Origin of the sequence: Streptomyces sp. NL15-2K, from assembly GCF_030551255.1 — a bacterium.
In the GTDB taxonomy this organism is placed as follows: domain Bacteria; phylum Actinomycetota; class Actinomycetes; order Streptomycetales; family Streptomycetaceae; genus Streptomyces.
Window position 1 is genome coordinate 4,440,204 of sequence record NZ_CP130630.1, and the last position, 14,922, is coordinate 4,455,125.

The following is a 14,922-nucleotide window of genomic DNA, read 5'->3' on the forward strand; positions in this document are numbered from 1 at the left end:
GGCCCCCGGATTCACATGCGTCCCAGAGATACGCATGCCGCGCTTTACCCTTCCCATTTTTCAAAGCAACGTCAAGGCCGTTGCGCGCGCATTGTCCGACTAAGAGATCTTTGCCGGAGATTGAAGGCTGTGAGTGTGATGTAAAACCCAGACATCGGGCATGCAACCGGGCACACAAAAGGCAACTGCCGCCAGGGAGGCGGCAGTTGCCTTGTCGACAAACTTACTTCTCGTGCTGCTTGCGCCAGCGAATTCCGGCCTCCAGGAACCCGTCGATCTCGCCGTTGAACACGGCCTCGGGGTTGCCGACCTCGAACTCGGTGCGCAGGTCCTTGACCATCTGGTACGGGTGCAGGACGTACGAACGCATCTGGTTGCCCCAGGAGTTTCCGCCGTCGCCCTTCAAGGCGTCCATCTTGGCCTGCTCCTCCTGGCGGCGCCGCTCGAGCAGCTTGGCCTGGAGGACGTTCATCGCGGTGGCCTTGTTCTGGATCTGCGACCGCTCGTTCTGGCAGGAGACGACGATGCCGGTGGGGATGTGGGTGATACGGACGGCGGAGTCGGTGGTGTTGACGCCCTGGCCGCCGGGCCCGGAGGACCGGTACACGTCGATACGCAGTTCGCTCTCGTCGATCTCGACGTGGTCGGACTGCTCGACGACGGGGAGGATCTCCACGCCGGCGAAGGAGGTCTGGCGGCGCCCCTGGTTGTCGAACGGGGAGATGCGCACCAGGCGGTGGGTGCCCTGCTCGACGGAGAGGGTGCCGTAGGCGTACGGCGACTGCACGGCGAAGGTGGTCGACTTGATGCCGGCCTCTTCGGCGTACGACGTCTCGTAGACCTCGGTCTTGAAGCCACGCTGCTCCGCCCAGCGCAGGTACATGCGCTGGAGCTTCTCGGCGAAGTCGGCGGCGTCGACGCCGCCGGCCTCGGCGCGGATGTTCACGAGCGCCTCGCGGGCGTCGTACTCCCCGCTGAGCAGCGTCCGCACCTCCATCTCGTCCAGCGCCTTCTTGACAGCGGTGAGCTCGGACTCGGCCTCGGCGCGGGTGTCCGGGTCGTCCTCCTCCTCGGCCATCTCGAACAGCACGGCGAGATCGTCGATCCGCGAGCGCAGGGCGTCGGCCTTCCTCACCTCCGCCTGGAGGTGGGAGAGCTTGCTGGTGATTTTCTGCGCCTCGTCCGGGTTGTCCCACAGGGACGGCGCGGCCGCCTGCTCCTCGAGCACGGCGATGTCTGCCCTCAGCTTGTCGAGGTCCAGAACGGCCTCGATCGACTCCATGGTCGAGGAGAGGGACTTGAGCTCTTCGGATACATCGACGACTGCCACGCCTCCCAGCGTAACGGCTGTGGCAACCGACCTCGGTCTTCCGGTGCCGGGCGCTGGGCACTAGGCCCTGTCGTCAGATTCCCGTCGTCCGCCCGAAGGGCGGGCCGCGCGGCGTCAGGTGCGTGCTCTCGGCGTGCCGGGCCCTGACTCACGTACTGGATGTACTTGGGTCAGGGCCCGGTGCGGCGAGTGGGGGCACCTCCCACGCCTTTAAGGCAGTGGGGGAGCGTGCATGGCGCCGCGCGGCAGGCGGGAATCTGACGACAGGGCCTAGGGGCGGAGCCCTGGCGGTCAGGGCGTCACAGGGGCCGAGTTCTTCGTGTCCGGGGGAGTCGCCCCGGCGTCCTCCCCCGCCGTGGCCCACCACGTCCCCACCCCGGCCGCCGCCACCAGAGCCAGCGCGGCCACCCCCAGGGCGACCCGCCGCCGCCGCGTCGCCGCCCGATGCCGAGCGGAACCGGGACGTGGAGCACCCGCGGTCCGAGGCGCCCGGGCGGTGCCCCGCGCACCCCCCGCCAGCTCGTCCGGCCCCGGCACCCTCATCGACGTATGCGTGTCCCGGTTGGAGTCGGCCGGCTTCGCCCCCGGCACCAGCGGCACCGCCCCCCGCCGCACCGGCGCCGAGGACACCGGCCCCTGAGGCGCGGCCTCCGGCTCCTCCGGGGACTCCGCGTCCGGCTCGTCCACCTCCAGCGGCGGCATCCCCGCCAGCATCGGCAGCAGCTCCCGCAGCCGTGCCCCCAGCTCCGAGGCCCGCAGCCGCGAGGCCGGCGCCTTGGCCAGGCACTGCACGACGAGCTGCCAGAGTTCGTCCGGGATGCCGGGGAGGGGGACGACCGTCTCGGTCACGTGACGGCGCAGCACCGCGCCCGGATGCCCCCCGCCGAACGGCGTGAAGCCCGCCAGCAGCTCGTACAGGACCGTGGCCAGCGCGTAGATGTCGACCGACGCCCGGGGCGGCAGCCCCTCCACGATCTCCGGCGCCAGATAGTCCGGCGTGCCGATGATCTTCGTGGCCTTCGTCCGCCGCGGCGAATCGATCAGCTTCGCCACTCCGAAGTCCGTCAGCAGCGCGGGGTGCGACCCGCCCGGCCCCAGCGGCCCCTGCATGTCCAGCAGCACGTTCTCCGGCTTCACGTCACGGTGTACGACCCCGGCCGCGTGCGCCGCCGCCAGCCCGTCCGCCACGTCCGCGACGATCGCCACGGCCGCCTCGGGCGCGAGCCGCTTCTCCCGGTCGAGCCGGGTGCGCAGGTCCGTGCCGCGCACGAGGTCCATGACGAGCGCGAGGTCGTTGCCGTCCACCACCAGGTCGCGCACGGAGACGACGTTCGGATGCTCCAGGCCGAGCAGCGCGGTGCGCTCCTGCACGAAGCGTCCGACGAGCTCCTGGTCGGAGGCGAGGTCCTCGCGCAGCAGCTTGACGGCGACGGGCCCGTCGGGTCCCTCACCCAGCCACACCGTGCCGGCGCTGCCCCGCCCCAGGATCTGGTGGGCGGTGTACCGGCTGCCGATCTTCCGTGCCAAGGCTGCTCCTACTGACGCGTGTTGTCGCTAAAACTACGCGCACGAAGAGCCAACCTTCACCGCGGAGACAGAAATCACCCGCCAGGTGTCGACAAATCACCAGAGTGGCCTCTACTGGCCGGAGGAGCCCCCGCCCAGATCCTCGATCCATCCGGTGGCGGTGGTGAACCAGTCGCTGAGCTGCTCCCAGTAGCCCTTGCCCGTGCCGATCCAGTCCTGCAGCGGGCTCAGTTCCCAGACCAGCCAGCCCGCCACGAACAGGATGACGATCGTGAACAGGCACCCCTTGAGGCAGCCGAGGCCGGGGATCTTCATCGGGTTGGCGCTGCGCTGCCGCGGCTGCCGGGGCTCGCGCACGGGCCGCTGGGGCTCCGGCTGCGGGGGCGGCGCGTACCGCTGGGGCTGCGGCTGCTGCCGGGGCTGCTGCTGTGGGGCGTACTGCTGGGGCTGTTGCTGCTGCGGATGGCCGTAACCGGCCGGTGGCCGCTGCTGGGGCTGTTGCTGCGGGGGCCGCTGCTGCGGACGGGCGACCTGCCGCTGGGGGCGGCGGCGCAGCGGGTCCTGGTTGGGGTCGAGGTACTGGACCTGCGTCTGTTCGTTGCGGTCCCGGGCGGCGCGCAGCTGGTTCTGCCAGGGGTGCGGGTCCTCGGGTCCGCCGGGCTCGCCGGGCTGCTGTCCGGGCTGGCCGGGCGCGCCGCGGTTCGGCAGTACGGCGGTGGGGTCGGCGGCGCCCGCGGGGCCGCCGGTGTGGGGCAGGACGCTGGTCGCGGCGTTCGGGTCGCCCGCGCTGAAGTCGTAGGCGTTCGGGTCGTACGCGCCCGCGCCGTGCTGCAGCACCTGCGTCGGGTCGGCGGCGCCGGGGACGCCCGGTACGGCCGTGGGGGCCGGGTCCGGGGCCAGCAGTGCACCGACGCCCTCCGCCGCGGCGATCTGCGCGGAGTTCGCGTGCACGCCGATGCCCTCGGCGACTACACGCAGCCCGCGTGCGAGGTTCTCGGCGCTGGGCCGTTCGTCCGGGTTCTTGCTCAGACAGCGCTCGATGATCGTCCACAGGGGGTCGGGAACCGTGGACGGACGGCGCGGTTCGGCGCTCAGGTGCTGGTGCAGGACCTCGAGGGCCGAGCCGCCGGAGAACGGCGGGCGGCCGGTGACCAGCTCGTACAGCAGGATGCCGGCGCCGTAGATGTCGACGGCGGAGGTCTGCGGGCGGCCCTCGGCGGACTCGGGCGCGATGTACGCGGGCGTGCCGACGAACTCGTGCGTGCGCGTCAGGCCCGGGGAGTCGGCGAGCCGCGCGATGCCGAAGTCGGTCAGCATCGGGTGCATCTCGCCGCCGTTCTGCCGCAGCAGGACGTTGGCCGGCTTCAGGTCGCGGTGGACGACGCCGTCGGCGTGGCTGGCGGCGAGCGCGTCGGCGATCTGCGCGGTGAGCAGCGCGGCGCCGACGGGCGTGAAGGGCCCGTTCTCGCGCAGGTAGCGGTGCAGGTCGGGGCCCTCGACGAGGTCCATGACCAGCGCCAGCAGATCGCCCTCGACGACCAGGTCGCGGACCCGGACGATGTTCGGGTGGGTCAGCCGGAGCAGGACGGACCTCTCCCGCAGGAACCGCATCACGACGTCCGCGTCGTTGGCGAGCTCCTCCTTGAGGACCTTGATCGCGACGGTCTCGCCGGGCTGGCCCGGCACGGCCGCCTCGGCGCCCGCGGTCTCTCGCTGGCGGGCTCGCCAGACGGTGCCCGTGGCGCCGCGTCCGAGCGGCTCCTCGAGCAGGTACTTGCTGCCTACCGGCCGCACGTCATGCGCTCCCTGCTGCTTGCCTGTGTTCCGACCCACTGTAGTGCCGCCGCGCGCGGCGGCAGCTTGTCGTCTCCGTCGCACACGTTCGAAGGAAAGACGCTCGACTCGGTCCGCTTGGTTGCCGGACCCCGACGTGACCGATCTCAAGCGGTTCTCAAACGGTCACCGGTGCGGCATCGGTCAGGCACTTTTGCGGGCAGAGCCGACCAATCAAGATCATTTGATGCCGCACTGCGGGCGCGTTGTCGGTGGCAGGTGCGAGGATGCCTCCAGTACTGGCCGACGTGCTCGTGTGTGCAGAAGGGACCCCTGACGGCGATGCAGATCCGGCTGACCGTCGTAGACCCGCTGGGCCCGCCTGCTCAGCCCCGGGGGTGCGACGTGCTGGTCACGGCGCCCGCGGGCACGGCCCTTGCCGCGGTGGCGTCGGCGCTGACCTCGGCGGTCCCGGCGGACGGGGGCGCCTCCACGCACGAGCGGAGCCGGGAGCTCGGCACCAGCCCGGTCGTGCTGTACGCCGGTGCGGAGCGGCTCGACACGCAGCGCTGCACGCTGGGCGAGCCCCCACTGATCGACGGCGCCGTGCTGTCCCTGGGCGCCCCCGGCGTGCCCGAACCCCATCCCGAGCTCGACGACGCCCCCGCCCAGCTGCAGGTGATCGCCGGTCCCGACGCCGGCGGGGTCCACCTTCTGCACGGCGGCCAGATCCACATCGGCCGTTCGGCCGACGCCGACGTCCCGCTCGACGACCCGGACGTCTCCCGGCTGCACTGCGCGGTGACGGTCGGCCCCGACGGCCGCGTCTCGGTCGCCGATCCCGGCTCGACGAACGGCACGACGCTGGACGGCAGGCATGTCGGCCCCCGCCCGGTCCGCTTCACGCCGGGCGCGCTGCTGCGGATCGGCGAGTCGGCCCTGCGGCTGGCCCCGGCCGGAGGGCCCGGCGCGCGCGTGCGGGCGACTCCGGACGGAGAGGGGCACGTGCGCGTGCCCGCCGGGGACGGGGCAGCACCCACCGGCACCAGCACCGATACCGGCACGGCGCAGGCACCCGCGCCCGAGGGCGGGCCCGGCCCGTCCGGCAGGACCCATCACGCGTACGGCTCGGCGGGCTGGGGCGCCTCGACCGGCACCCCGGGCGCCCAGGGGCACGGGCGGGCCGAACCGCCCGTCGTGCCGGGGCAGGGCGGGGCGCCGCGCATCGAGAGCCACGACGGCACCCTGAGCCTGCCCGCCCGGGGCGGCGCGGCCGACCCGGCTGCCGCTGCCGGTGACACCCACGCCGGCCGCTCCGGCATCGCGGGACTGGCCGGGACGGCCGGCATCGGCGGTTCACCCGACGCGTCCGCCCGTACGACGGCTGCGGACGACGCCTCCGACATCGCCGCCGGCGCCGACCCGGACCCCTCCGGATCCGGCCGCCGCAAGGGAACCCCCCTGCGGGGGACGGACGTGCCGCCGGGAATACGTCGGCGCGGCGGGCTCAAGGGCTGGGCGCGGCGGCTGACCGGCGGACGCGGCGAACAGGACGCGACCGGGCGCGGGACGTACGACGAGACCGGGGACGCCACGTCGGACACGGCACAGGCACCCCCCGCCACCGTCTCCCAGGCCCCCGAGGCCTGGCCGGATCCGGCGGCGCTGCTCCTGACGGCACTGGGCCCCGGGCCGCGCCTGTGGGAACGCGGCCCGGGCCATCCGGAGGCGCTGACGGTGCGGCTGGGCACGGCCGACCGGGCGGCACCGGACGGCTCGGGGCTGCTGCCCGCGGTGCCGGTGACCGCCGACCTGCGCGAGGTCGGGGCGCTGGGACTGGCCGGTCCGCGCGCGCGGCTCGCCGGGGTGGCCCGCGCGGTCGTCGCCCAGCTCGCCGCGCTGCACTCCCCCGACACCCTGGAAATCGTCCTGATCAGCGCGGACCGGTCCCGCTCTGTGCAGGAGCGCACCGCCGTGTGGTCCTGGCTGGGCTGGCTGCCGCATCTGCGCCCGGGCCACGGCCAGGACTGCCGCCTCCTGCTGGCCTACGACCGGGAACAGGCCACGGCCCGCACCGACGAGCTCCTGCGTCGCCTGGAGGATCACCTGGCGGATGCGGGACCCACTCCGGTCGTCGCCGCCCCGCCTGCCGTCGGCGTTCCCGACAGCGGTGCCTCGCGGCGCCCGTCCTGGGCCAGGGACGACGACCGGGCGGACGAGGACGGGGGCGGCTTCCCGGGGCCGTACACCGTGGTCGTCGTGGACGGCGACCCGCCGGGCGCAGCCGTGCGCGAGGCGGTGGCGCGGCTGGCGCTGGAGGGTCCACGGGCCGGCATACACGTCGTGTGTCTCGCCGAGACGGCACCCGCGTCGCCCGCCTCGCCGGTGACGGAGACCTACGAGGCGGCCTGCGCGGCGTCGCCGACGTTCCGGGAGTCCGGTGCGGTCGCCCTGCTCAGCGGCGACGTGGCGACGGCGCTGCGGCTGGTGCGTGTCGCGCGGACCTCGCAGTCCCCCCGCGTCGGCGCGGAGCCCGCTCGCCCCGAGCCGGACGCCTCCCGGCCCCGCTCGGCGGAGGCGCCCCGCAGCGGACCCGTCGGGCACGGCACCGTGGCCGCGGTGGACGCCGTGTCGCTCGCCTGGGCCGAGCGGTTCGCGCGGGCGCTGGCGCCGCTGCGGGCGGAGGCGACGGCCGGTGAGCGGCACGCGCGTGTGTCCATGCCGTTGCCTCAGGCGGCGCGGCTGCTGGACGAGTTGGGGCTCGCGAGGGCCACCCCGGCGTCGCTGATGGCGCGTTGGGCGGACGCGGCCGACGACACCGACTCGCTCGGCGGGCGGGCCTGGGCGGTGCTCGGGGCCGGGCCGCGCGGGCCGGTCTGCGCGGACCTCGCGGCCGAGGGCCCGCACCTGCTGATCGAGGGACCGCCGGGCAGCGGACGTACGGAGCTGCTGCGAGCCGTGGTCGCGTCCCTCGCCGCCGCCGAGCGCCCCGACCGGCTGAGCGTGGTCCTGATGGACGGCCGCGACAACGTGGGCACCAGCGGCGGCGGACACGGCGAAGGCCTGCGTGTCTGCACGGACCTGCCGCACGTCACCACCCACCTCTCCGCCAACGACCCCGTGCGGATGCGGGAGTTCGCCCAGTCCCTGAGCGCCGAGCTGAAGCGGCGCGCGGAGTTGCTCGGGCGGTGCGACTTCGCCGAGTGGCACACCGGGCGCGTGGTGTCGGGCCGCATGGTCGCGCAGCGGACGGCGGCGGCACGCGGCGCGTCCGGGAACGGGGCCGGGACCGGGACCGGGACCGGGACCGGGACCGGGACCGGGACCGGGACCGGGACCGGGACCGGGACCGGGACCGGGACCGGGGAGCCCACCGGAGACCTCGACACCCCGCCCAGCTCCACCATCCGCCTGCGTCCGGCGGCGGCGCGCCGCCGGGCGGAGGCCGCCCCGCCGCTGCCCCGGCTGGTCGTGGTCGTCGACGACCTGGACGCGCTGGTCTCCCCCGCGCTGGGCTCACCGGGCAGGCCCGCGGCCGGCTCGGTGATACGCGCGCTGGAGGCCGTGGCCCGGGACGGCGAGCGGCTCGGCGTGCACCTGGTGGCCGCGGCCGGAGTAGGCGGCCGTACGGCGCAGTCGGAACCGGCCCGCCGGGCCACCCTGCGCGTCACCCTCGACGCGCCGGCCGCCGGCCCGGACGAACCGGCCCCCGGGCGCGGGCGCCTGGCCCGACCGGACGGACGGATGACGCCCTTCCAGGGCGGCCGGGTCACGGGGCGGATTCCGCGCACGGCGACGCTGCGGCCGACGGTTGTGCCATTGGAGTGGGAGCGAATGGGGGATCCACCGGCCCGACGCCACGTGCGCGAGCTGGGCAACGGGCCGACGGACCTGGCGTTGTTGGCCAGCGCGTTGGAGCGGGCGGCGCGGGAGGTCGCGTCGGCCGAGGTGCCGTCCCTGCTGTAGTGCGGGATGCTGATGCGGGCGTTCCTCGCACACCGGGCAGACAGGTCCGGGCCTAGTAGTGCTTCGTTAGGTTGTGGGCTGTCTGCGGCTGCTCCGGGGGCTGGGCAGGGGGCGTCCGCAGGTGGTGCAGGTACCGGTCCAGCACCTCAGCAGGTCCTGAAGAACGTCGAGGACCTGGTAGAGGGTCAGGCCGGTATGTGGACTTTTGGGTCGAGCCGCCTGAGGGTGAGGAATGCCTGGGCGGCGGTGACGAGGGTGACGTGGTGGTGCCAGCCGCGCCAGGTGCGGCCCTCGAAGTGGTCCAGTCCCAGGCCATGCTTGAGCTCGCGGTAGTCATGTTCGATCCGCCAGCGCATCTTGGCCCACCGCACCAGGTCAGCGACGGGTGTGGTGGCGGGCAGGTTCGATATCCAGTAGTCCGTCGGGGCGTCCTGGCCCTCCGGCCATTCGACGAGGAGTGTCTGGACGGGCAGGACGCCGTCCCACCGGTTGCGGCCGCCGCCCGCCTCCTGAGCTGCGGCCAGGGACTGCTTGCCCGCGGGCCGCACTGTCAGCACCGCGAACCGTGAGGTCATCGCGCCCTTGCTGCCCTGCCTCCAGGTCACCTCGGTGAACCGCTCCGCACCCGCCTGCGCTGCGAGGACGCAGACGGCTCGCGGTGGGGTGCGGTAGCGGGGAAGGGGGGGCGGCCCGAGCCCGCCATAAGCGGGCTGGTGCGGCTCGGCATCCTCCGGGTGGGCGACTTCCTTCCCGTTCAGGGCCAGGACATAGGACAGCCCTCGCTCCTGGAGACCGAGCCGGAAGGGGGTGCTGACGCCGTAGCCGGCGTCGGCGACCACGACCGGTGCCTTCAACTGCCACTCGGCGAGTGTGTCCAGCAGGCCGAGCGCGAGACGCCACTTCTCCCGGTGCACCACGTGATCGGGGATGCCTGCCCTGCGGCATCGGTCCGGCTCGTCCGTCCACTCACGCGGCAGATATAACTGCCACTCCAACGGACACGAGGCGGTGTCGGTGGCGGCATGGACACTGACCGCGACCTGGCAGTTCGCCCGTTTGCCGACCGCTCCGCAGTACTGGCGGGCCACCCCGACCGACGCCTTGCCGCACTTGGGGAACGACACGTCGTCGATCACCCACACCTCAGGTGTGATCACCTCGGACAGCCGCTCGGCGATCCGCTGTCTGACCGGCAGCGGATCCCACGGCGACTGGTTCACGAACTGCTGCAGGGCCTGCATGTTCCCGTCCGGCAGACGCTCGGCCATCGGCTGGATCGACTTGCGCCGGCCGTCCAGCATCAGGCCCCGGACATAACACTCGCCCCACCGCCGCTGATCCCGCCGCGGCAACGACCCGAACACATCAGCAACGAACTCCGCCAACTCGCCCCGGAGCCGGTCCACTTCCCCCAACCTCACTCCGGAAAGCTACCCACGATCAGCCGAGATCACTCAACGTAACGAAGCACTACTAGGGCCTGTCCGGCGGATCATGCCGCAGACGCGGGGTCTGGTGCGTCCATCTGCCGCGTTGTCGTCACTCTCCCCCACGCTCGAACAGAGCTCGCGCGGGGGGACCCCCATCGCTCCGCGTCGACTCCCTCCTCCGCCTTGCAGCTGGACGCACCAGACCCCGCTCACCTGCGTTTACGAGGCGCCGTCGATTTTCTGCGACCTGATCCGCCGGACAGGCCCTAGTAGTGCTTCGTTACGTTGAGTGATCTCGGCTGATCGTGGGTAGCTTTCCGGAGTGAGGTTGGGGGAAGTGGACCGGCTCCGGGGCGAGTTGGCGGAGTTCGTTGCTGATGTGTTCGGGTCGTTGCCGCGGCGGGATCAGCGGCGGTGGGGCGAGTGTTATGTCCGGGGCCTGATGCTGGACGGCCGGCGCAAGTCGATCCAGCCGATGGCCGAGCGTCTGCCGGACGGGAACATGCAGGCCCTGCAGCAGTTCGTGAACCAGTCGCCGTGGGATCCGCTGCCGGTCAGACAGCGGATCGCCGAGCGGCTGTCCGAGGTGATCACACCTGAGGTGTGGGTGATCGACGACGTGTCGTTCCCCAAGTGCGGCAAGGCGTCGGTCGGGGTGGCCCGCCAGTACTGCGGAGCGGTCGGCAAACGGGCGAACTGCCAGGTCGCGGTCAGTGTCCATGCCGCCACCGACACCGCCTCGTGTCCGTTGGAGTGGCAGTTATATCTGCCGCGTGAGTGGACGGACGAGCCGGACCGATGCCGCAGGGCAGGCATCCCCGATCACGTGGTGCACCGGGAGAAGTGGCGTCTCGCGCTCGGCCTGCTGGACACACTCGCCGAGTGGCAGTTGAAGGCACCGGTCGTGGTCGCCGACGCCGGCTACGGCGTCAGCACCCCCTTCCGGCTCGGTCTCCAGGAGCGAGGGCTGTCCTATGTCCTGGCCCTGAACGGGAAGGAAGTCGCCCACCCGGAGGATGCCGAGCCGCACCAGCCCGCTTATGGCGGGCTCGGGCCGCCCCCCCTTCCCCGCTACCGCACCCCACCGCGAGCCGTCTGCGTCCTCGCAGCGCAGGCGGGTGCGGAGCGGTTCACCGAGGTGACCTGGAGGCAGGGCAGCAAGGGCGCGATGACCTCACGGTTCGCGGTGCTGACAGTGCGGCCCGCGGGCAAGCAGTCCCTGGCCGCAGCTCAGGAGGCGGGCGGCGGCCGCAACCGGTGGGACGGCGTCCTGCCCGTCCAGACACTCCTCGTCGAATGGCCGGAGGGCCAGGACGCCCCGACGGACTACTGGATATCGAACCTGCCCGCCACCACACCCGTCGCTGACCTGGTGCGGTGGGCCAAGATGCGCTGGCGGATCGAACATGACTACCGCGAGCTCAAGCATGGCCTGGGACTGGACCACTTCGAGGGCCGCACCTGGCGCGGCTGGCACCACCACGTCACCCTCGTCACCGCCGCCCAGGCATTCCTCACCCTCAGGCGGCTCGACCCAAAAGTCCACATACCGGCCTGACCCTCTACCAGGTCCTCGACGTTCTTCAGGACCTGCTGAGGTGCTGGACCGGTACCTGCACCACCTGCGGACGCCCCCTGCCCAGCCCCCGGAGCAGCCGCAGACAGCCCACAACCTAACGAAGCACTACTAGGCCCTGTCGTCAAATTCCCGCCTGCCGCGCGACGCCATGCACGCTCCCCCACTGCCTTAAAGGCGTGGGAGGGGCCCCCACTCGCCGCACCGGGCCCTGACCCAAGTACATCCAGTACGTGAGTCAGGGCCCGGCACGCCGAGAGCACGCACCTGACGCCGCGCGGCCCGCCCTTCGGGCGGACGACGGGAATCTGACGACAGGGCCTAGGGTCGCCACCGACGCCGGGTGCCTGGTCACAGGGGGGTCACGATCCCCCGCTTGACAGCGGACGCGCTCTTGCCGCCCCCCACCCCAAGGCGTAGACCAGAGCGCACGGGACAGCGTTCGGACGTTCGACGAGGAACGATGAACGGGGCATTGATGCGCAGGACTAGCAGCACCATCCGCAAGCACCGGCAGCACAGGTCCGCGAAAACCGCGGCCGCCCTCCTCGCGGGAGCCCTCGCGCTCTCGCTCACCGCCTGCGGTGGAGACGACGACAAGAGCAGCGACAGCGGTCCCACCGGTGGCACGGCGACCGGCAACACGGTCACCCTCCCCAAGCTCGGCGGGCAGAGCCTGGAGGTCGCCGCCGTCTGGACCGGCGCCGAGCAGGAGAACTTCAAGAAGGTCCTCGCGGAGTTCGAGAAGCGCACCGGCGCCAAGGTGACCTTCGTGCCCGCGCAGGACCCGATCATCAATTTCCTCGGCTCGAAGATCGCGGGCGGACAGCCGCCGGACATCGCGATGCTCCCGCAGCCGGGCGCCATCAAGCAGGCCGTGGACCGCAAGTGGGCCAAGCCGCTGGGCGCCGAAGCCACCAAGGAGCTGCAGGAGAACTACTCCCAGGGCTGGCAGGACATCGGCAAGGTCGACGGCAAGCAGTACGGGGTCTACTACAAGGCCGCGAACAAGTCCCTGATCTGGTACAACGCCCAGGTCTTCGAGAACGCGGGGGCGAGCGAGGCCAAGACGTGGGACGAGCTCCTCACCACCGCGCAGACGGTCTACGACTCCGGTGTCACCCCGTTCTCGGTCGCCGGCGCCGACGGCTGGACCCTCACGGACTGGTTCGAGAACGTCTACCTCTCGCAGGCGGGCCCGGAGAAGTACGACCAGCTCGCACAGCACCAGATCAAGTGGACGGACCCGTCCGTGAAGGACGCCCTCACCACCCTCGCCCAGATCTGGGGCAAGGCGGACTACGTCGCGGGCGGCGCGGACGGCGCGCTGCAGACGGAGTTCCCGGCGTCCGTGACGCAGACCTTCACCGGCGGTGACCAGCCCAAGGCGGGCATGGTGTTCGAGGCCGACTTCGTGCAGGTCAACATCGGCGAGACCGAGGCGAAGATCGGCACGGACGCGAAGGTGTTCCCGTTCCCGGCCGTGGGCAGCGCCGCGCCCGTGGTCACCGGCGGCGACGCGGCCGTGATCCTCAAGGAGTCCAAGGCGGCCCAGGCGCTGGCCACGTTCCTGGCCTCCCCGGACGCGGCGACCATCCAGGCGAAGCTGGGCGGTTACCTCTCGCCGAACAAGAACGTGCCGGACTCGGCGTACCCGAACGCGGTGCAGCAGAAGATGGCCAAGGCGCTCATCGCGGCCGGTGACGACTTCCGCTTCGACATGTCGGACCAGGCCCCGCAGGCCTTCGGCGGCACACCCGGCAAGGGCGAGTGGAAGGCCCTCCAGGACTTCCTGAAGAACCCGAAGGACGTCGCGGGAACGCAAGCCAAGCTGGAAGCCGACGCGGCCGCCGCCTACGGAGGCTGACGCGATGACGTCGGCTTCGGCGGCAGGGGTCCCACCGACCCCTGCCGCACCCAAGTCGCGCAAGAGCGTGACCGGCACCCGGAAGACCGTGGCAGCCCTGTTCCTGCTGCCCGCACTGGTGTTGCTGGGCGCGCTCGTGGTCTACCCGATCGGGTACTCGGTCGTCCGCAGTTTCTACGACCAGTCGGGCGACGGCTTCGCCGGATTCGACAACTACGAGGCCCTGTTCACCGATGAGGGCATCCGCACCGCCCTGAAGAACAACATCATCTGGGTGGTGTTCGCCCCGACGGTCGCCACCGCGCTCGGCCTGGTCTTCGCGGTGCTGACCGAACGGGTGCGCTGGGGCACGGCGTTCAAGCTGGTCGTCTTCATGCCGATGGCGATCTCGATGCTGGCGGCGGGCATCATCTTCCGCCTCGTCTACGACCAGGATCCCGACAAGGGCGTCGCGAACGCCGTATGGGTCGGCATCCACGACACCTTCGCCGAGGCGTCCGCGTTCCCGAAGGCCCACCCGGGCCGCGAGTCGCCGCTCGTGGCACAAGGGGGCGCGTTCATCACCAAGGCGACGGTCCACACCGGGGACACCGTCACTCTCCCCCTCGTGGGCGTCGCCCCCGACCAGATGCCCGACGACGCGAAGCGGGCCGTGGCACCGCAGGCCGACCCGGGGAAGATCTCCGGGACGACCTGGCAGGACTTCACGCGCGGAAAGGGCGTCGGCACGCTCGGCGCGCCCGACGCGTCCGAGTTCGGCTACCCCGGCATGAGGATCGAGGCGGTCAAGGACGGCAAGGTGGTCGAGTCGACGAAGGCCGCCGCCGACGGCACCTTCACCCTGTCGTCAAAGGCCGACGGAGCCCAACTACGCCTTCCGGCAAGCAACTTCAAGGAGGCGTACAACGGCGTGGACTGGCTCGGCCCGTCGCTGGTCACGCCGGCCATCATCGGGTCGTACATCTGGATGTGGGCGGGCTTCGCGATGGTGCTGATCGCGGCCGGCCTCGCCGGGGTCCCCCGTGAACTCCTGGAGGCCGCACGCGTCGACGGCGCGAGCGAGTGGCAGGTGTTCCGCAGGGTCACGGTCCCGCTGCTGGCGCCGGTCCTCGCGGTCGTCACCGTCACCCTGATGATCAATGTCCTGAAGATCTTCGACCTGGTCTTCATCATCGCCCCGGGCTCCTCGCAGGACGACGCGAACGTCCTCGCGCTGGAGCTGTACCGCAAGGGCTTCTCCGAGGACCAGCCGGGTATCGCGAGCGCCATCTCGGTGTTCCTGCTGCTCCTCGTCATTCCAGTGATGTGGTTCAACGTTCGCCGGCTGAGGCGGGAGGTCAGGCGATGAAGACGCGTCGGCCTCGGGGCGGCTGGGGGTCCGGGGGCCCGCGGCGGCAGCCGCTGATGTCAACGGCCCCGGATGTGCGCAGTAACGTTCGCAGGCTCAGGCGGG

8 protein-coding genes are annotated in these 14,922 nt (G+C 72.0%); 4 read left to right on the top strand and 4 right to left on the bottom strand.

Translation table 11 applies throughout. The features are described 5' to 3' along the window. Nucleotides 1-223 precede the first annotated feature (223 nt). The 3 genes from prfB to Q4V64_RS19800 form a co-directional block, all read right to left on the bottom strand. Nucleotides 224-1,330 (bottom strand): peptide chain release factor 2, encoded by a 1,107-nt coding sequence (gene prfB, locus Q4V64_RS19790; RefSeq protein WP_124441815.1) that lies wholly within the window; start codon nucleotides 1,328-1,330, stop codon nucleotides 224-226. Nucleotides 1,331-1,621: 291 nt separating this feature from the next. Next, nucleotides 1,622-2,857, bottom strand: a complete 1,236-nt coding sequence (locus Q4V64_RS19795; protein WP_124441792.1) for a serine/threonine-protein kinase — start codon at nucleotides 2,855-2,857, stop codon at nucleotides 1,622-1,624. A 111-nt stretch (nucleotides 2,858-2,968) separates the two neighbouring features. Continuing rightward, nucleotides 2,969-4,651, bottom strand: coding sequence for a serine/threonine-protein kinase (locus Q4V64_RS19800; protein ID WP_124441791.1), 1,683 nt, complete (start codon nucleotides 4,649-4,651; stop codon nucleotides 2,969-2,971). Nucleotides 4,652-4,972: 321 nt separating this feature from the next. Here Q4V64_RS19800 and Q4V64_RS19805 point away from each other — a divergent pair, with 321 nt between their 5' ends. Further along, entirely contained in the window at nucleotides 4,973-8,596 is a 3,624-nt protein-coding gene (locus Q4V64_RS19805; RefSeq protein ID WP_348540840.1) for an FHA domain-containing protein, read from the top strand. 185 nt (nucleotides 8,597-8,781) lie between these two features. Here the strand turns inward: Q4V64_RS19805 and Q4V64_RS19810 are convergent, their stop codons facing one another. Next, nucleotides 8,782-10,017 (bottom strand): IS701 family transposase, encoded by a 1,236-nt coding sequence (locus Q4V64_RS19810; protein ID WP_303709834.1) that lies wholly within the window; start codon nucleotides 10,015-10,017, stop codon nucleotides 8,782-8,784. 331 nt (nucleotides 10,018-10,348) lie between these two features. Between Q4V64_RS19810 and Q4V64_RS19815 the strand changes: the two genes are divergently transcribed. The 3 genes from Q4V64_RS19815 (at nucleotide 10,349) to Q4V64_RS19825 (ending at nucleotide 14,817) form a co-directional block, all read left to right on the top strand. Further along, entirely contained in the window at nucleotides 10,349-11,584 is a 1,236-nt protein-coding gene (locus Q4V64_RS19815; RefSeq protein WP_303709834.1) for an IS701 family transposase, read from the top strand. Between the two features lie 496 nt (nucleotides 11,585-12,080). Beyond that, complete coding sequence (locus Q4V64_RS19820) at nucleotides 12,081-13,469, top strand: ABC transporter substrate-binding protein (protein WP_124441793.1); 1,389 nt, start codon at nucleotides 12,081-12,083, stop codon at nucleotides 13,467-13,469. Between the two features lie 4 nt (nucleotides 13,470-13,473). Then, nucleotides 13,474-14,817 carry a sugar ABC transporter permease gene (locus Q4V64_RS19825; protein WP_124441794.1) on the top strand — a complete coding sequence of 448 codons (1,344 nt, stop codon included), beginning with the start codon at nucleotides 13,474-13,476 and terminating at the stop codon, nucleotides 14,815-14,817. The last annotated feature ends 105 nt before the right edge of the window (nucleotides 14,818-14,922 follow it).

Coding starts and splice junctions, on each gene's coding strand:
- Q4V64_RS19820 (WP_124441793.1), top strand. CDS start 12,081: ATGCGCAGGACTAGCAGCACCATCCGCAAGCACCGGCAGCACAGGTCC.
- Q4V64_RS19825 (WP_124441794.1), top strand. CDS start 13,474: ATGACGTCGGCTTCGGCGGCAGGGGTCCCACCGACCCCTGCCGCACCC.
- Q4V64_RS19805 (WP_348540840.1), top strand. CDS start 4,973: ATGCAGATCCGGCTGACCGTCGTAGACCCGCTGGGCCCGCCTGCTCAG.